Genomic DNA, 18536 nt, shown 5'->3' with positions numbered 1-18536 from the left:
CAAGGGACAAAAAATGGACAAACGTTTTGTTCAGGCCCATAAAGAAGCGCGCTGGGCGCTGTGGCTGACCCTTCTCTATCTCGCCGCATGGTTAGTAACTGCTTACTTACCGAATTCAGCGTCCGGCATAACCGGCCTGCCGCACTGGTTTGAAATGGCGTGTCTGCTGGTGCCGTTGGTTTTCATTTTGCTCAGCTGGCTGATGGTGCGCTTTATCTTCCGCGATTTCCCGCTGGAGGACAGTGATGCAAACTGAAATCATCACCGTACTGGTTGTCTATTTGATCGTGGTATTTGGCCTCTCTTTCTATGCCATGCGCAAACGCAGTACCGGATCGTTCCTGAGCGAATATTTCCTCGGCAGCCGTTCCATGGGCGGGTTTGTGCTGGCGATGACGCTGACCGCCACCTATGTGAGCGCCAGTTCGTTTATCGGCGGGCCGGGAGCCGCATACAAATACGGCCTGGGCTGGGTATTGCTGGCCATGATTCAGGTGCCCACGATTTGGCTGTCACTGGGTATTCTGGGCAAAAAATTTGCCATACTCGCTCGCCGCTATAACGCCATTACGCTGAACGACATGCTGCAGGCGCGTTATCAGAGCCGCGCGGTGGTCTGGATTGCCAGTATCAGCCTGATTGTCGCCTTCGTCGGCGCCATTGCCGTTCAGTTTATTGGCGGCGCGCGCCTGCTGGAAACGGCGGCGGGTATTAAGTACGAGACCGGGCTGCTCATCTTCGGGATCACGATTGCGCTGTACACCGCGTTTGGCGGTTTCCGCGCCAGCGTGCTGAACGACACCATGCAGGGCATGGTGATGCTGATAGGTACTCTTGTGCTGCTGGTTGGCGTCATCTACGCGGCCGGCGGGTTACACAATGCGGTGCAAACGCTGGAACAGATCGATCCTAAGCTGGTTAGCCCTCATGGTGCTGACGATATCCTGACGCCCGCGTTTATGACCTCCTTCTGGGTGCTGGTTTGCTTTGGGGTTATTGGTCTGCCGCACACCGCCGTGCGCTGTATCTCCTATAAAGACAGCAAAGCCGTTCACCGCGGGATTGTGATTGGTACCGTCGTTGTCGCCCTTCTGATGCTGGGCATGCATCTGGCGGGCGCGCTGGGTCGAGCTGTATTACCTCACCTGACCGTGCCGGATCAGGTGATCCCAACGCTGATGGTGCAGGTTCTGCCGCCGTGGGCCGCAGGTTTATTCCTTGCTGCACCGATGGCGGCCATCATGTCCAACGTTAACGCGCACCTGCTTCAGGCTTCCGCCACCATTATCAAAGATCTATGGCTTAGCGCGCGTCCGGCTAAAATGCATAATGAGCAGAAGCTGAAACGCATCTCAACCTGGACCACGCTGGTGCTCGGTATTCTGATGATGCTCGCCGCATGGCGTCCGCCGGAGATGATCATCTGGCTGAACCTGCTGGCATTTGGTGGGCTGGAAGCGGTATTCCTGTGGCCGCTGGTGTTAGGGCTCTACTGGGAACGCGCAAACGCGGCGGGCGCGCTGAGCGGCATGATCGTCGGCGGTGTGCTGTATGCCGTCCTCGCAACGTTTAAGATTCAGTACCTGGGCTTCCATCCGATTGTGCCTTCGTTACTGCTAAGTTTACTGGCGTTTGTGGTGGGGAACCGTTTCGGTCAGCCTGTCCCACAACCCGCTATGATTTCTACTGATAAATAAAGAGTTTTGCCATGCCGTGGATCCAACTAAAACTGAACACAACCGGCGCTAACGCCGAGGAACTGAGCGATGCGCTGATGGAGGCCGGCTCGGTCTCTATCACCTTCCAGGACACGCATGACACGCCGGTCTTTGAGCCGCTGCCGGGCGAAACCCGCCTGTGGGGCGATACCGACGTTATTGGCCTGTTTGATGCCGAAACCGATATGAAAGAGGTCGTCGCGATTCTGGAAAACCATCCTCTGCTGGGCGCGGGATTTGTGCACAAAATCGAACAGCTGGAAGATAAAGACTGGGAACGCGAGTGGATGGATAACTTCCACCCGATGCAGTTCGGCAAACGTCTGTGGATCTGCCCAAGCTGGCGCGACGTCCCGGACGAGAATGCGGTCAACGTGATGCTCGACCCGGGCCTTGCATTTGGTACCGGCACTCACCCAACCACATCCCTGTGCCTGCAGTGGCTGGATGGTCTCGATCTGGACGGGAAGACGGTGATCGACTTTGGCTGTGGATCCGGGATCCTCGCGATTGCCGCCCTGAAACTGGGCGCAGCTAAAGCCATCGGGATCGATATCGATCCGCAGGCGATTCAGGCCAGCCGCGACAACGCCGAGCGTAACGGCGTGTCCGATCGTCTGGAGCTGTATCTGCCGGATGCGCAGCCAGACGCCATGAAAGCCGATGTGGTGGTCGCAAACATTCTGGCAGGCCCACTGCGTGAGCTGGCCCCGTTAATCAGCGTGCTGCCCGTTGAGGGCGGTCTGCTGGGGCTTTCCGGTATTCTGGCGAGCCAGGCCGACAGCGTGTGTGAAGCCTACGCCGATCTTTTCACCCTCGACCCGGTGGTTGAGAAAGAAGAGTGGTGCCGCATCACCGGCCGTAAAAAATAAGCATTTGGCGTGGTCATCTGACCACGCCTTTCACCCTCTGATTATTCTCTCTCCCTCTGCCATTCTCCGGTAAAATAACCATACAAATCATGTTGATTTGTATTATAAAAATTCACCGGAAGAATATGATGAAACACATTACAGGCAAGGCAGCGCTGCTGGCGCTGAGCATGGTTTCGGCTTCAGCATTCGCATCACACTGGAGCTACGAAGGGGAAGGTTCGCCGGAACACTGGGGCGAGCTGGACGAGGCATACAAGACCTGTCAAAGCGGGATGAACCAGTCTCCGATTAATATTGATTCGACCGCTAACGCCCATCTCCCTCCGCTTAAAACACACTACATTGATGGCCCTGTCGGGCTGACAAACAATGGCCATACCATTCAGGCCAGCGAAAAAGCAGATACCCGCAACACGATAACCCTGGACAAGCAAACCTGGACGCTACAGCAGTTCCACTTCCATGCGCCGAGCGAAAACACCGTGCACGGCAAAAAGTACGCGATGGAGATGCATCTGGTACATAAAAACAGCGCGGGTGAGCTGGCCGTGGTGGCCGTCATGTTTGATAAAGGTGCTGCGAATCCCGAGCTGGAAAAGCTGTGGAGTGTGATGCCTCAGCAGGCTGAACAGAATGTATCTATTGAGAAGGAGCTCAACCTGAACAAACTGCTGCCAAAGGTGAAAACTTACTGGCGCTTTAGCGGCTCCTTGACCACGCCACCGTGTTCTGAAGGGGTCACCTGGATCGTGCTCAAACAGCCGTTAACCCTCTCAGCAGAACAGCTTGAGAAATTTACTCATACCATGCATCACGATAATAACCGTCCGGTACAGTCGCTGCATGGGCGCGTTGTGGTCGAATAAGACGCATTTTTCGCATGACGATCATGTTCTAAAATGCGACGCAGATCGCAAAGAAGTGGGGAAATCTGCTGCTAAAAACAGCAGATTATCCCGCTTCATCGAAGCATTTATTCAGAAATGATGAGAAGTTACGGGAAATTGTAAGCGCCTATAAAATAACCATTCTCGTATAACATAATGATTTAAATAATGAATAATTTTGAACAGAAAGATTGAGCGGCGATTCCTTGATCTACAACAGTGGATTGTTCAAAGTTTGGCCTTTCATCTCGTGCAAAAAATGCGTAATATACGCCGCCTTGCAGTCACAGTATGGTCATTTCTTAACTCATGCGCATCGGACACCACCAGCTTAGAAATCGCCTGATCGCAGCCCCTATGGCAGGTATTACAGACCGGCCGTTCAGGACGCTGTGCTATGAGATGGGAGCCGGTTTAACCGTATCCGAGATGATGTCGTCTAACCCGCAGGTTTGGGAAAGCGATAAATCCCGCCTTCGGATGGTGCACGTTGATGAACCAGGTATTCGCACCGTGCAAATTGCCGGAAGCGTGCCTGAAGAGATGGCAGATGCCGCGCGGATTAACGTGGAAAGTGGTGCCCAGATTATTGATATCAATATGGGGTGCCCGGCCAAAAAGGTGAATCGCAAGCTTGCAGGTTCAGCCCTTCTGCAATACCCCGACCAGGTGAAAGCTATCCTGACGGCGGTTGTCAGCGCAGTGGACGTTCCTGTTACGTTGAAGATTCGCACGGGTTGGTCGCCGGAACACCGTAACTGTGTAGAGATTGCCCAACTGGCCGAAGACTGTGGCATTCAGGCCCTGACCATTCATGGACGCACTCGCGCCTGTTTGTTCAACGGTGAAGCTGAATACGACAGCATTCGGGCAGTTAAGCAGAAAGTTTCCATTCCGATTATCGCGAATGGCGACATAACTGACCCGCTTAAAGCCAGAGCTGTACTCGACTATACGGGAGCTGATGCTCTGATGATAGGACGTGCCGCTCAGGGAAGACCCTGGATCTTCCGGGAAATCCAGCATTATCTGGACACTGGGGAGCTGCTTGCCCCGCTGCCTCTGGCAGAGGTTAAGCGCTTGCTTTGTTCGCATGTTCGGGAACTGCATGACCACTACGGTCAGGCAAAAGGGTACCGAATTGCGCGTAAACACGTCTCCTGGTATCTCCAGGAGCACGCTCCAGATGACCAGTTTCGGCGCACATTCAACGCCATAGAGGATGCCAGCGTACAGCTGGAGGCGTTGGAGGCATACTTCGAAAATCTTGCGTAATGAAATAAAGAGCTGACAGAACTATGTTCGAACAACGCGTAAATTCTGACGTACTGACCGTTTCTACCGTTAACTCTCAGGACCAGGTAACTCAAAAGCCCCTGCGTGACTCGGTTAAACAGGCACTGAAGAACTATTTTGCTCAACTGAACGGTCAGGATGTTAATGACCTGTATGAGCTGGTACTGGCTGAAGTTGAACAGCCACTGTTGGACATGGTGATGCAATACACCCGCGGTAACCAAACCCGCGCTGCGCTGATGATGGGTATCAACCGTGGTACTCTGCGTAAGAAACTGAAAAAATACGGCATGAACTGATACTAATCAGTTAAATGCTTGTTTAAAAAGGCGCTCTTCGGCATGGGGAAGCGCCTTTTTTATTACCTGTACCTCTCCGTCAACGCAGTGTAAACCTCCGCTTCTCCCGCTTTTAAACCACGGTTTTTCGTGTATATTTTTCCCCATCCTACAGGCGCTCTTCTCGCGGAATGACACAATGATTCGTAAATACTGGTGGCTGATTGTCTTTGCAATCTCCGTTCTCATTTTCGATGCACTCCTGATGCAGTGGATTGAACTGATGAGTACCGAAACCGATAAGTGTCGCAATATGAACTCCGTCAATCCGCTGAAACTCGTGAACTGCTCCGAGCTCGACTAACCGCCCGATTGCGCAAATCGCCCCGTTATTACCCACTAAAAACGGGGATTTAAATCCCTTTGAGCCATTACCTGACGGTGATAATGTCTCGCCCTTCTCAACCGCTCTAGCGTAACCCCACACTCGAGTAGAACCGTCCATGCTGGTCAGCCAATACAACCATATCCTTGTCGTCCTCTCCTTTGTTGTTGCCATCCTTGCGGCGTATACCGCGCTGAACATGGCTGCACGCGTCGCCGGGAGTGAGGGCGTCGCTGCCCGCGTCTGGCTGGCTGGCGGCGGTATTGCAATGGGTATTGGCGTGTGGGCCATGCACTTTATCGGCATGCTGGCGATGGACCTCTCCATGAGCATGAGCTACAACGCCACCCTGACGGTGTTATCCATGGTCATCGCCGTGGGTTCGTCGCTGTTTGCGCTATGGCTCGTGAGCTGCGAACAATTACGCCTGCGCCGACTGCTGCCCGGCGCGCTGGTGATGGGGAGCGGTATTGTTGCTATGCATTACACCGGCATGGCGGCGCTGGAAGTGATGCCGGGGATTATCTGGGACAAAGTCTGGGTGGCCATTTCGGTCGCGATTGCGCTTGCCGCTTCTCTCGCGGCACTATGGCTGACCTTCCGCCTGCGTCGCGAAGCCGCACAGGTCGTGCTGATGCGTATGGGGGCCGCCATCACGATGGGGATTGCCATTGCCGGTATGCACTATGCCGGGATGAAAGCGGCGCAGTTTCCCATGTCCACAATGGTTCATCATGAGGGGATTAACGGGAGCTGGCTGGCGGTGCTGGTCAGCGTTGTCGCCCTCTCTATTCTTGGGATTACCCTGCTGGTGTCGATGCTGGATGCCCGCCTTCAGGCACGTACCGCCCTTCTGGCCTCGTCGCTGGCAGAAGCTAACCGGGAGCTCGCTCAACTGGCGCTGCACGATACCCTGACGCGTCTGCCCAATCGTATCCTGCTGGAAGACAGACTCGATCAGGCCATCAGCAAAGCCGATCGTGAAGGGAATCACTTTGCCCTGATGTTCATGGATCTCGACGGCTTTAAAGCCATCAATGACGCCTACGGCCATGATGTTGGTGACAGGCTGCTGGTCGCCGTTACGCAGCGTCTGCTGCTTCTCCTGAAAGGCCAGTTCACCCTTGCACGTATCGGCGGTGATGAGTTTGTTCTGCTGGCAGAGGGAGAAGGTCCGGACGACGCGGCATCGCTGGCAAATTCGCTGGTCCGCGCGATCGATAGCCCGTTCAATCTCGGCCCCTATGAACTGGTGGTGACTCTCAGCATTGGTATCGCACTGTACCCTCACGACGGCAAAACTGAGCGTGAACTGATGTTTAACGCCGACGCGGCGATGTATCACACGAAGCATATGGGCCGTAACGGCTACCACTTTTTCCAGCCCTCCATGAACACCCTGGCGCAGACCCATCTCCAGTTAATGAACGATCTGTGGATGGCGATCGATCGCAATGAGCTGCGCCTGCTGTATCAGCCAAAATTTCACGCCCCCGCGGGTCCTGTCCTCGGATTCGAGGCGTTATTGCGCTGGCAGCATCCTAAGCAGGGGTTACTGACGCCGGAGCTTTTTCTGCCGCTGGCGGAAAAAACGGGGCTGATCATCCCCATTGGCAACTGGGTGATTAATGAAGCCTGTCGCCAGCTGCGGGAATGGCATCTTCAGGGGCATCAAAGCTGGTCAATGGCGGTAAACCTGTCGACACTGCAGTTTGAACAACCTTCGCTGGTGAAAACGGTTCTCGACTGCCTGGCTCTTCACCATGTGCCACCGGAAATGTTGATCCTCGAAGTGACGGAAACCACGGCGATGAGCAACCCGGATGAGAGCGTACGGGTGCTGACAGAGCTAACGGATGCGGGCGTGAAGGCCTCCATTGATGATTTTGGCACCGGATATTCGAGCCTGCTATATCTCAAGCGGTTACCGGCCTGTGAATTGAAAATCGACAGGGCGTTTGTGAAAGAGCTCAGCGGCGAAAGCGAGGATGCCACTATTGTCTCAGCGATTGTCGCCCTTGCCAAAACGCTTAACCTGAAAGTCGTGGCAGAAGGTGTAGAAACCGAAGCACAGCAAGCCTTTTTAACCGAGCTGGGCTGTAACACCCTTCAGGGTTATCTGTTAGGTAAACCCACCAGCGCGCAGACCATAGAAGCACTTTGTGCCCGAGGGGAAATGTTACCTGGCGCTGAGCTGTAAGCATCCTCATCAGGCGACACGCGAATGACAGGGAGTGTCGCCAGTATGCTATCAACCAGAGCGGGAGCCTGCTGATAAAGATTAAAACTGTCGTTATTCATTAACCAGTTTTTAATTATTCCGCTAAAAAAACCGTGGAATACAATCAAGGTGAGATCAACATTCACCTTTGGCGAAATGATATTCTGCGAAATACAGGTCTCCAGCGTGGCGCGTAGCGTGTCATCATTGAATCCAATGCGGTTTCTGATTTCACGCTCTGAAATCATATCACTGCTAAATTCACACTTATGATACAGAATTTGTAAAAGCGCACATTGCCGGGGTTCACGGGCAATATACTGCAGCGCAGTAATAAATTGCTCACGAAGTTTTAACAATGGGTCGTCGCTATCGGAAAGGGAAAGCCTGTCACGAATAATGTCGCGAAGCGGTAATTGCTGTTCCCAGATGGCATTAAATATTTCTGATTTACTGGTGAAGTGCCAGTAGATCGCGCCGCGCGTCACCTTTGCAGCATCAGCGATATCCGTCAGCGTCGTACTGGCTACGCCACGCGTCGCAAACTGTCCTATAGCCGCCTCAATCAGCTGCTGCCGGGTTTGTTGAGCCTCTTCTTTCTTTTTACGCGCCATAGGCAACTACTCGTTACTCACAAGGTTTAAAGGTAATATTGCGTTCATGCAAATGTAAGTATTCACTAAAATCCGTTTTAATTTTGCACAAAAAAAGTCACCTCTCTTAATTTATAATCAATACAAATACATCGAGTCAATTAAATTGACGGGATGAATAACCAAACAACATAAACCCCATTTACCTGATTAACATGCCTGAAGTATATCCCGAAATGGACCAGGTCTGATTCTGATTTTCTCCAGAAGCATGGTCATTCGCACTTATAAATTAAAAAACATTAAATACCCTCATTATTATACGCAGCTACATTTTATTTTTTATCCCTCTGCCCCAGCTACCGGTTCGCGGCATATATCGGTTAATGGGTATTTAAAGGAACGGTAATGACGAATCATTTCAGACGCTTGCCCTTATCCGGTTTCATTGTCTGCGCGGTACTGCTCACAGGATGCGATGGTCAGGAAAATCAACAACAACACCTGCAGGCGCCTCAGGTCAGCGTGCACATTGTGAAAAGCGCACCTCTGGCTGTCACCACTGAACTCCCGGGCAGAACAGATGCATTTCGCGTTGCGGAGGTTCGTCCTCAGGTTAGCGGCATTATCCTTCGCCGCAACTTCGCGGAAGGTAGCGATGTAAAAGCGGGTGAGTCACTTTACCAGATTGATCCTGCGACCTATCAGGCAGCCTATGACAGCGCGAAAGGCGAACTGGCGAAGGCTCAGGCGGCGGCCAATATTGCGCACCTGACGGTAAAACGCTATCTCCCGCTGGTAGGCACCCAATATGTCAGTAAGCAGGAGTATGACCAGGCCGTGGCGACGGCTCAGCAGGCAGATGCCAGCGTGGTTGCCGCGAAAGCCGGCGTTGAAAGCGCACGTATCAACCTTGCCTACACCAAAGTAACCTCGCCTGTTGATGGTCGTATCGGGAAATCCAGCGTGACCGAAGGGGCGTTGGTGACGAACGGACAGGCCTCAGCGCTGGCAACGGTCCAGCAACTCGATCCGATTTATGTCGATGTCACCCAGTCCAGTAATGATTTTATGCGCCTGAAACAGACTAGCCTGCAAAAAGGCGATACCGCCAGCAGCGTTGAGCTACTGATGGAGAACGGGCAGCCCTATCCGCTGAAAGGCACCTTGCAGTTCTCTGACGTCACGGTCGATGAAAGTACCGGCTCAATTACCCTGCGCGCCATTTTCCCGAACCCTCAGCATATGCTGTTACCCGGCATGTTTGTTCGCGCCCGCATCGATGAAGGTACCCAGCCGGATGCGATTCTGGTTCCCCAGCAAGGCGTGACCCGCACACCGCGAGGTGATGCAACCGTCCTGGTGGTGAACGATAAAAACCAGGTTGAGCCGCGTACCGTCGTCGCCCCGCAGGCAATTGGCGATCGCTGGCTGGTGACGGAAGGGCTGAAAAACGGTGACCGCGTGATTGTCAGCGGGCTACAGAAAGTCAGACCAGGGGTAACCGTCGTCGCCACGCCGGATACCACCACGACTCCAGCCGGTTAAGGGACGACGACATGGCTAACTTCTTTATTCAGAGACCGGTTTTCGCCTGGGTACTTGCCATCATCCTGATGATTGCAGGCGGGCTGGCCATTCTCAAACTTCCGGTCGCACAGTATCCGACCATCGCCCCTCCCGCCGTGGCGATATCCGCGACCTACCCGGGAGCGGACGCTCAAACGGTGCAGGATACCGTGACCCAGGTTATCGAACAGAACATGAACGGTATCGATAACCTGATGTATATGTCCTCCACCAGTGATTCAGCGGGTAACGTCACCATCACCCTGACCTTCGAGTCAGGCACCAACCCGGACATCGCTCAGGTGCAGGTACAGAACAAGCTGCAGCTCGCCATGCCGCTGCTGCCGCAAGAGGTTCAGCAGCAAGGGATTGGCGTGGAGAAATCCAGCAGCAGCTTCCTGCTGGTCGCCGGTTTTGTTTCTGACAACAAAAATCTCACGCAGGATGACATCTCTGACTATGTCGCCTCAAACGTCAAAGATGCCATCAGCCGAACGTCTGGCGTCGGTGACGTTCAGCTGTTTGGCGCTCAGTATGCGATGCGCATCTGGCTCGACAGCAACGCGATGAACAAATACCAGCTGACGCCGCTGGATATTATCAACCAGCTGAAAACCCAGAACGATCAGATAGCGGCAGGCCAGCTGGGCGGAACGCCGTCCATTCCCGGGCAACAGCTGAATGCCTCGATCATCGCGCAAACTCGCCTGAAATCGCCGGAGGAGTTTGGCCGCGTGACGCTCAAGGTGAACCAGGACGGCTCGATGGTTCATCTGAAGGACGTGGCTCGTATTGAGCTGGGCGGCGAAAACTACAACATGGTCACTAAAATCAACGGGCAGGCGGCAACCGGTCTGGGGATTAAGCTGGCAACCGGGGCAAATGCGCTGGACACTGCGGCAGCCATCAAAAGCAAGCTGGCGCAGCTGCAGCAGTTCTTCCCACAGGGGCTGAAAGTTGTCTATCCCTATGACACCACGCCTTTTGTGAAAATCTCCATTCACGAAGTGGTGAAGACCCTGTTTGAAGCGATCGTTCTCGTCTTCCTGGTCATGTACCTGTTCCTGCAAAACCTGCGGGCGACGCTCATCCCGACTATCGCGGTGCCGGTCGTTCTGCTGGGCACCTTTGCGGTTCTGGCGGCGTTTGGTTTCTCCATCAATACCCTGACGATGTTCGGCATGGTGCTGGCGATAGGTCTGCTGGTCGATGACGCTATCGTGGTCGTTGAGAACGTCGAACGTGTCATGGTCGAGGACAAGCTGCCGCCGAAAGAGGCCACGCAGAAGTCGATGGAGCAGATCCAGGGCGCACTGGTCGGGATCGCCATGGTGCTCTCGGCGGTCTTTATTCCGATGGCCTTTTTTGGCGGCTCGACGGGGGCGATCTATCGCCAGTTCTCGCTGACTATCGTTTCCGCTATGGCGTTGTCCGTACTGGTTGCGCTCATCCTGACGCCCGCACTCTGCGCAACGTTGCTTAAGCCCGTATCCGGCGACCATCATGAGAAAAAAGGGGGCTTCTTCGGCTGGTTTAACGCGCTCTTTGATAAAAGCGTTGAGCACTACAGCAACAGCGTGAGCGGTATTTTGCGTAAGACAGGGCGCTATCTGGTGGTGTACGTCATTATTGTCGGTGGGATGGCGGTACTCTTCCTGCGCCTACCCACCTCCTTCCTGCCCGAAGAGGATCAGGGGGTGTTTATGACGATGGTTCAACTCCCGGCAGGTGCAACCCAGACGCGTACTCAGCAGGTCCTCGACCAGGTTCAGGACTACTACCTGAACAAAGAGAAGGCGAACGTTGAATCCGTCTTTACCGTAAACGGCTTTAGCTTTAGCGGCCAGGGTCAGAACTCCGGTATTGCATTCGTCAGCCTGAAGCCCTGGGAGGAGCGCCCGGGGTCGGAAAATGGTGTCGAAGCCATTGTGGGCCGCGCGACGAAAGCCTTCAGTCAGATTAAAGATGGCCTTGTTTTCCCGTTTAACCTGCCTGCAATTATTGAGCTGGGTACCGCCACGGGCTTCGACTTTGAATTGATCGATCAGGCTAACCTGGGGCATACCCAACTGACGCAGGCGCGTAACCAACTGCTCAGCATGGTGAAAGAGCACCCTGATCTGCTGGTTCGCGTGCGCCCTAACGGTCTTGAAGATACGCCTCAGTTCAAACTGGATGTCGATCAGGAGAAAGCGCAGGCGCTGGGCGTCAGTCTTTCTGACGTCAACCAGACGATTTCGACGGCATTAGGTGGCACCTATGTGAACGACTTTATCGATCATGGGCGCGTGAAAAAGGTCTACGTACAGGCCGACGCCAAATTCCGTATGTTGCCAGGCGATATTAACAACCTCTACGTGCGCAGCGCGAATGGGGAAATGGTCCCGTTCTCCGCCTTTAGCAACGCTCACTGGGTCTACGGTTCACCTCGCCTGGAGCGCTATAACGGGATGCCCTCTATGGAGATCCTCGGTGAATCAGCCCCGGGTAAAAGTACCGGTGAGGCCATGGTTATGATGGAAAGTCTCGCGGCAAAACTGCCTTCCGGCATCGGCTATGACTGGACCGGAATGTCCTATCAGGAGCGGCTCTCGGGTAACCAGGCGCCTGCACTGTACGCCATTTCGCTGATCGTGGTGTTCCTGTGTCTGGCAGCGCTGTATGAAAGCTGGTCCATTCCGTTCTCCGTTATGCTGGTTGTACCGCTGGGGGTCATTGGGGCGCTTCTCGCAGCATCGCTGCGCGGGTTAAACAATGACGTTTATTTCCAGGTCGGCCTGCTGACGACGATTGGTTTATCGGCGAAAAACGCCATCCTGATCGTCGAATTTGCTAAAGACCTGATGGATAAAGAAGGCAAAGGCATTATTGAAGCCACGCTGGAAGCTTCCAGGATGCGCCTTCGACCGATCCTGATGACGTCTCTGGCCTTTATCCTTGGCGTCATGCCGCTGGTGATCAGCTCCGGTGCCGGGAGCGGCGCGCAAAACGCCGTCGGTACGGGCGTTATGGGGGGAATGCTTTCCGCAACGCTTCTGGCGATTTTCTTCGTGCCCGTCTTCTTTGTGGTTGTTCGACGACGGTTTACTCACCATAAAGAGTAATATTCCCCCTAAAAGGCACCTTTGGTGCCTTTTTTATTTTTAACATAAACAATGAATTACGCTTTACATAAAGGCAGTGTTAAAAATATGATGATTTGCATTAAGTAAAAACAGTCTCTTGCAGCTCCATAATGTCTCCATTAATTCCTCCTGAAACCGATTTTTCTCCACGATTTTTACAAACTACATAATTTGAGATTATTCCTCGTGTAACGAGGACTTATCCCGGTGGTAAAATAACCTCCAGTTCGTTAATAGCCCTCCTGGCTTTATAGCGGATGAGAAATAATACTGAGGTAACATCATGAAAAGATTCATTTCCGTTGCACTTCTCGCTGCGCTGCTGGCTGGTTGCGCGCACGACTCTCCATGTGTACCGGTTTACGATGACCAGGGCCGACTGGTTCATACCAATACCTGTATGAAAGGCACCACCCAGGATAACTGGGAAACTGCGGGTGCTATCGCTGGCGGTGCTGCCGCAGTAGCGGGTTTGACGCTGGGTATTGTTGCCCTGACGAAGTAACATCTGTTAAGAAAGCGCGGCTCTGGCCGCGCTTTTGCTTTTAATGAGTGCAGTATTTTCAAATAAGTAAAAAAATAGCCCCGTATTTATTCACGTAATTAATCTAAGCCTGAAGTCAGTCACAGCTTTTTCGCATACTCATTCAAATTACTTATTCTATCGTGATGATTTTCACACATTAATATTATTGAATACCCTGCCAATATTCACTCTGGAAACTATCTCCCCTTTTTCCTGACCCGACGCATAACTTTTGCTCCGATTTGTGGCACAGGTTGTAATTTCGCACCATTTCAGGGCGCTCGTTTTATTTAAGCCTGTCTACACTCAGCATTAAGCGTTCGCTCGTCTCTTATTTTGTCGAACGCAAAACTGGCATTACGTTTGCTTTATAAACGTTGGCCAAAGCCACAGACAGGTTAAGCGTTTAAAAACGCCTCTATAACGATAAATTTCGCCACACAGGATGCATTATGAAAAAGACGATGATAGCCAGCCTGGCCGCTGCAGGCATGTTGTTTGCCGTAGCCGGTCAAGCCCATGCGGGAACGACACTGGATGCCGTTAAAAAGAAAGGTTTTGTTCAATGCGGTATCAGTGACGGTTTGCCTGGCTTCTCTTATGCCGATGCGAACGGCAAATTTACCGGTATCGATGTGGACGTCTGCCGTGGCGTTGCGGCCGCCGTTTTTGGTGATGACAGCAAAGTAAAATATACCCCGCTGACGGCGAAAGAACGCTTTACGGCGCTGCAGTCCGGCGAGGTCGACATGCTCTCCCGTAATACCACCTGGACGTCCTCACGTGATGCAGGCATGGGGATGTCATTTACGGGCGTGACCTATTATGACGGCATCGGCTTCCTGACCCACAATAAAGCGGGCCTGAAAAGCGCCAAAGAGCTGGATGGCGCCACCGTTTGTATTCAGGCGGGCACCGATACCGAGCTGAACGTCGCGGATTATTTCAAAGCAAACAACATGAAATACACGCCAGTGACATTCGACCGCTCGGATGAATCGGCCAAAGCGCTGGAGTCCGGCCGTTGCGACACGCTGGCCTCTGACCAGTCACAGCTGTATGCCTTACGTATTAAGCTGAGCAACCCGGCAGAGTGGATTGTCCTGCCTGAAGTGATCTCCAAAGAACCTCTCGGACCGGTCGTACGTCGTGGCGATGAAGACTGGTTCTCAATTGTTCGCTGGACGCTGTTCGCCATGCTGAACGCAGAAGAGATGGGCATCAACTCGAAAAACGTTGATGAGAAAGCCGCTAAGCCATCCAACCCGGATATGGCACACCTGCTCGGTACAGAAGGTGATTTCGGCAAGGATCTGAAGCTGGATAACAAGTGGGCCTACAACATCATCAAACAGGTGGGCAACTACTCTGAGATCTTTGAGCGCAACGTGGGATCGGAAAGCCCGCTGAAGATCAAACGCGGCCAGAACAATCTCTGGAACAACGGCGGTATTCAGTACGCGCCACCGGTACGTTAAGTCATAGCTGTAACGGGCACTGCTCAGGCAGTGCCCTCTCCAGAGTCATGGTTACTGAGGTTTCTTTATGTCCCATCGCCGCTCAGCCGTAAAAGGATCGCTATCCTTTTCTCATCCCGCGGTCCGCGCCTGGCTATTCCAGATTATTGCTATTGTTGCGGTTGTTCTCATCGCCGTGTATCTCATCCATAACACCATTACCAACCTGAATAATCGTGGCATTACCTCCGGTTTCGCGTTTTTAGATCGCAGCGCGGGGTTTGGCATTGTTCAGCACCTTATTGATTACCAGGAAGGTGACACGTATGGACGCGTGTTCGTGGTCGGTTTACTGAATACGCTGTTGGTATCGGCGCTTTGTATCGTCTTCGCGTCGATACTGGGCTTCTTTATTGGTCTGGCACGTCTTTCTGAAAACTGGCTGCTGCGGAAACTGTCGACTGTTTATATCGAGACGTTCCGCAATATCCCCCCGCTCCTGCAGATCTTCTTCTGGTATTTCGCCGTACTGCGTAACCTTCCCGGTCCCCGTCAGGCCGTCGACGCGTTTGAGCTGTTTTTCCTGAGTAACCGTGGGTTGTCCATTCCTTCTCCTCAGACGGGTGAAGGGCTGTACGCTTTCATTGGCGCGATTGTGATGGCGCTTGCTCTTTCTGTTGGCGTATTTCGTTTTAATCGCAAGCACCAGATCAAAACCGGTCAGCTTCGTAGAACCTGGCCAACGGCTGTGGTCCTGATCGTTAGTCTCCCGCTATTGGCACACTGGCTGTTTGGGGCTGCGCTGCACTGGGACATTCCCCATCTGCGTGGCTTTAACTTTCAGGGCGGGATGGTATTAATTCCCGAGCTGGCAGCGCTGACATTGGCGCTGTCGATTTATACGTCCGCGTTTATCGCAGAGATTATCCGTGCCGGGATCCAGGCTGTACCTTACGGACAGCACGAGGCGGCACGCTCGCTGGGATTACCCCATACCGTGACGCTTCGCCAGGTCATCATTCCGCAGGCTTTACGGGTCATCATCCCCCCCCTGACCAGCCAGTATCTCAATATTGTCAAAAACTCGTCGCTGGCCGCTGCCATTGGTTACCCGGATATGGTGTCACTTTTCGCCGGAACCGTGCTTAACCAGACCGGACAAGCCATTGAAACCATCGCCATCACGATGTCTGTCTATCTGATCATCAGCCTGGTGATTTCACTCCTGATGAACCTTTATAACCGTCGTATAGCACTGGTCGAGCGCTAAGGATCTATGATGACAAAAGCGATACTGTCGCACTCCTCGCGCCCTGCCAACTCGACAGGTGGACGTTTCATTCTCTGGGCGCGTAAGAATCTGTTCTCCAGCTGGAGTAACAGCCTGCTGACGATTGTCTGCCTGTGGCTCATGTGGGAATTGATTCCTCCCCTGCTGAACTGGGCGTTTTTACAGGCCAACTGGGTCGGTTCAACCCGAGCAGACTGCACAAAAGCCGGTGCCTGCTGGGTGTTTATCCACGAGCGATTCGGTCAGTTCATGTATGGGTTGTATCCGCATGAACAGCGCTGGCGGATTAATCTGGCGCTGGTTATCGGCCTGCTCTCTGTCGCAGCCATGTTCTGGAAAAAGCTGCCTCATCGCGGACGCTATATTGCCGTCTGGGCAGTGGTTTATCCGATTATTGTCTGGGTACTGTTGTATGGCGGTTTTCTGGGGCTGGAACGCGTAGAAACACGCCAGTGGGGCGGGCTGACGCTGACGTTGATTATCGCTTCAGTGGGGATAGCCGGTGCTCTGCCGTGGGGGATTTTACTTGCCCTGGGGCGGCGTTCAAAAATGCCGATCGTACGCGTGCTCTCCGTTATCTTCATTGAGTTCTGGCGCGGCGTACCGCTTATCACCGTTCTGTTTATGTCGTCGGTCATGCTGCCGCTGTTTATGGCAGAAGGGACCACCATCGACAAGCTGATCCGTGCCCTGGTGGGGGTGATTCTCTTCCAGTCCGCCTATGTCGCTGAAGTTGTGCGCGGAGGTCTGCAGGCGCTGCCTAAAGGCCAGTACGAAGCGGCGGAATCACTGGCTCTCGGTTACTGGAAAACGCAGGGGCTGGTCATTCTTCCACAAGCACTCAAGCTGGTCATCCCAGGTCTGGTCAACACGATCATTGCCCTCTTCAAGGATACCAGCCTGGTGATCATCATTGGATTGTTCGATCTCTTTAGCAGCGTGCAGCAGGCAACCGTTGACCCTGTCTGGCTGGGTATGTCCACCGAAGGATATGTCTTTGCAGCTCTGATCTACTGGATCTTTTGTTTTAGCATGTCGCGCTACAGCCAGCATCTGGAAAAGCGCTTTAACACCGGGCGTACACCGCACTGAGGAAATTATGAGCCAAATAACTATGACACCCGCCGACGCGATGATTACGCTGGAAAACGTGAATAAATGGTACGGACAGTTTCATGTCCTTAAGGACATTAATCTTAAGGTCAAGCAGGGAGAGCGCATTGTCCTGTGCGGCCCTTCCGGATCCGGGAAATCCACAACTATTCGCTGCATTAACCATCTTGAAGAACACCAGCAAGGACGCATCGTGGTTGACGGTATCGAGCTGAATGAAGATATCCGCAATATTGAACGCGTGCGTCAGGAAGTGGGAATGGTCTTTCAGCACTTTAATCTGTTTCCGCACCTGACCGTTCTGCAGAACTGTACGCTTGCACCGATTTGGGTACGAAAGATGCCGAAAAAGGAAGCGGAGGCATTAGCCATGCACTACCTGGAGCGCGTACGTATCGCAGAACATGCGAATAAGTTCCCTGGCCAGATATCGGGTGGCCAACAGCAGCGTGTGGCTATCGCCCGTTCTCTGTGTATGAAACCGAAAATTATGCTGTTTGATGAACCGACATCTGCCCTCGATCCTGAAATGGTTAAAGAGGTTCTGGACACCATGATTGGGTTGGCACAATCCGGCATGACCATGCTGTGTGTGACGCATGAGATGGGGTTTGCGCGAACCGTGGCCGACCGAGTGATCTTTATGGACCGCGGGGAGATTGTTGAGCAAGCGCCGCCGGATGAGTTCTTTGCCCATCCGAAGTCAGAACGTACGCGAGCATTCCTGTCGCAGGTGATTCATTAGTCGTTTGCTCTGCCGGGTGGCGGCTTCGCCTACCCGGCCTACCGTTTTTTCGGCGCACAAACGCAAAAAGGCCATCCTTTCGGATGGCCTTCTCACTTATTTGATGTCTGGCAGTTCCCTACTCTCACATGGGGAGACCCCACACTACCATCGGCGCTACGGCGTTTCACTTCTGAGTTCGGCATGGGGTCAGGTGGGACCACCGCGCTAAAGCCGCCAGACAAATTCTTTTACTTCTTGCCGAACTTTAACCTAAGTATAAAGTGGTGCTGATACCCAGAGTCGAACTGGGGACCTCACCCTTACCAAGGGTGCGCTCTACCAACTGAGCCATATCAGCACGCTAAATTTGATGCCTGGCAGTTCCCTACTCTCACATGGGGAGACCCCACACTACCATCGGCGCTACGGCGTTTCACTTCTGAGTTCGGCATGGGGTCAGGTGGGACCACCGCGC

16 protein-coding genes, 1 tRNA gene and 2 rRNA genes are annotated in these 18536 nt (G+C 53.2%); 15 read left to right on the top strand and 4 right to left on the bottom strand.

Annotated features, from left to right (window positions below; genetic code table 11):
* The first annotated feature begins 13 nt into the window (after positions 1-13).
* The 8 genes from ACDO57_RS16075 (at position 14) to ACDO57_RS16040 (ending at position 7639) form a co-directional block, all read left to right on the top strand.
* On the top strand, positions 14-256 hold the full coding sequence (locus tag ACDO57_RS16075) for a YhdT family protein (protein WP_267215680.1): 243 nt from the start codon (positions 14-16) through the stop codon (positions 254-256).
* Entirely contained in the window at positions 246-1697 is a 1452-nt protein-coding gene (gene panF / locus ACDO57_RS16070; protein WP_032650448.1) for a sodium/pantothenate symporter, read from the top strand. The genes ACDO57_RS16075 and panF overlap by 11 nt, the downstream gene beginning before the upstream one ends.
* 11 nt (positions 1698-1708) lie before the next feature.
* Complete coding sequence (gene prmA / locus ACDO57_RS16065; protein WP_024906316.1) at positions 1709-2590, top strand: 50S ribosomal protein L11 methyltransferase; 882 nt, start codon at positions 1709-1711, stop codon at positions 2588-2590.
* 128 nt (positions 2591-2718) lie between these two features.
* A complete protein-coding gene (locus tag ACDO57_RS16060) occupies positions 2719-3459 on the top strand; it encodes a carbonic anhydrase (RefSeq protein WP_370884351.1) in 741 nt (246 codons plus the stop codon).
* A gap of 330 nt (positions 3460-3789) precedes the next feature.
* On the top strand, positions 3790-4755 hold the full coding sequence (gene dusB / locus ACDO57_RS16055) for a tRNA dihydrouridine synthase DusB (RefSeq protein ID WP_023309409.1): 966 nt from the start codon (positions 3790-3792) through the stop codon (positions 4753-4755).
* Positions 4756-4778: 23 nt separating this feature from the next.
* Positions 4779-5075 (top strand): DNA-binding transcriptional regulator Fis, encoded by a 297-nt coding sequence (gene fis / locus ACDO57_RS16050; protein WP_000462905.1) that lies wholly within the window; start codon positions 4779-4781, stop codon positions 5073-5075.
* 178 nt (positions 5076-5253) lie between these two features.
* Positions 5254-5418: a DUF2556 family protein gene (locus tag ACDO57_RS16045; RefSeq protein WP_024906314.1), complete on the top strand. Its 165-nt coding sequence runs from the start codon at positions 5254-5256 to the stop codon at positions 5416-5418.
* 139 nt (positions 5419-5557) lie between these two features.
* A complete protein-coding gene (locus ACDO57_RS16040) occupies positions 5558-7639 on the top strand; it encodes a bifunctional diguanylate cyclase/phosphodiesterase (protein WP_024906313.1) in 2082 nt (693 codons plus the stop codon).
* Here the strand turns inward: ACDO57_RS16040 and envR are convergent.
* Positions 7555-8274, bottom strand: a complete 720-nt coding sequence (envR, locus tag ACDO57_RS16035; RefSeq protein ID WP_024906312.1) for an acrEF/envCD operon transcriptional regulator — start codon at positions 8272-8274, stop codon at positions 7555-7557. The two genes, ACDO57_RS16040 and envR, sit on opposite strands and share 85 nt — an antisense overlap.
* Positions 8275-8661: 387 nt before the next feature.
* Here envR and ACDO57_RS16030 point away from each other — a divergent pair, with 387 nt between their 5' ends.
* From ACDO57_RS16030 to ACDO57_RS16000, 7 genes are all read left to right on the top strand, one after another.
* Positions 8662-9801, top strand: coding sequence for an efflux RND transporter periplasmic adaptor subunit (locus ACDO57_RS16030; protein ID WP_248272492.1), 1140 nt, complete (start codon positions 8662-8664; stop codon positions 9799-9801).
* A gap of 11 nt (positions 9802-9812) precedes the next feature.
* Positions 9813-12926: an efflux RND transporter permease subunit gene (locus tag ACDO57_RS16025; protein WP_032650453.1), complete on the top strand. Its 3114-nt coding sequence runs from the start codon at positions 9813-9815 to the stop codon at positions 12924-12926.
* A gap of 304 nt (positions 12927-13230) precedes the next feature.
* Positions 13231-13452 (top strand): lipoprotein, encoded by a 222-nt coding sequence (locus ACDO57_RS16020; RefSeq protein WP_008502867.1) that lies wholly within the window; start codon positions 13231-13233, stop codon positions 13450-13452.
* A gap of 473 nt (positions 13453-13925) precedes the next feature.
* Positions 13926-14951: an amino acid ABC transporter substrate-binding protein gene (locus tag ACDO57_RS16015; RefSeq protein ID WP_024906309.1), complete on the top strand. Its 1026-nt coding sequence runs from the start codon at positions 13926-13928 to the stop codon at positions 14949-14951.
* 67 nt (positions 14952-15018) lie between these two features.
* Positions 15019-16200: an amino acid ABC transporter permease gene (locus ACDO57_RS16010; protein ID WP_090418923.1), complete on the top strand. Its 1182-nt coding sequence runs from the start codon at positions 15019-15021 to the stop codon at positions 16198-16200.
* 9 nt (positions 16201-16209) lie between these two features.
* Positions 16210-17313, top strand: coding sequence for an amino acid ABC transporter permease (locus tag ACDO57_RS16005; protein ID WP_032650459.1), 1104 nt, complete (start codon positions 16210-16212; stop codon positions 17311-17313).
* A gap of 7 nt (positions 17314-17320) precedes the next feature.
* Complete coding sequence (locus ACDO57_RS16000; protein WP_014171880.1) at positions 17321-18079, top strand: amino acid ABC transporter ATP-binding protein; 759 nt, start codon at positions 17321-17323, stop codon at positions 18077-18079.
* A gap of 105 nt (positions 18080-18184) precedes the next feature.
* On the opposite strand, the gene rrf (ACDO57_RS15995) is transcribed toward ACDO57_RS16000, so the two are convergent.
* The 3 genes from rrf (ACDO57_RS15995) to rrf (ACDO57_RS15985) form a co-directional block, all read right to left on the bottom strand.
* Positions 18185-18300: ribosomal RNA gene (rrf, locus tag ACDO57_RS15995) — 5S ribosomal RNA — on the bottom strand.
* A 43-nt stretch (positions 18301-18343) separates the two neighbouring features.
* Positions 18344-18419, bottom strand: a tRNA-Thr gene (locus ACDO57_RS15990).
* Positions 18420-18433: 14 nt separating this feature from the next.
* Positions 18434-18536 (bottom strand): 5S ribosomal RNA (gene rrf, locus ACDO57_RS15985); the annotation flags it as partial.

The organism is Enterobacter cloacae complex sp. 2015409 (assembly GCF_041365315.1).
Classification (GTDB): Bacteria; Pseudomonadota; Gammaproteobacteria; order Enterobacterales; family Enterobacteriaceae; genus Enterobacter; species Enterobacter pseudoroggenkampii.
This window is presented reverse-complemented; position numbering and strand designations above follow the sequence as displayed.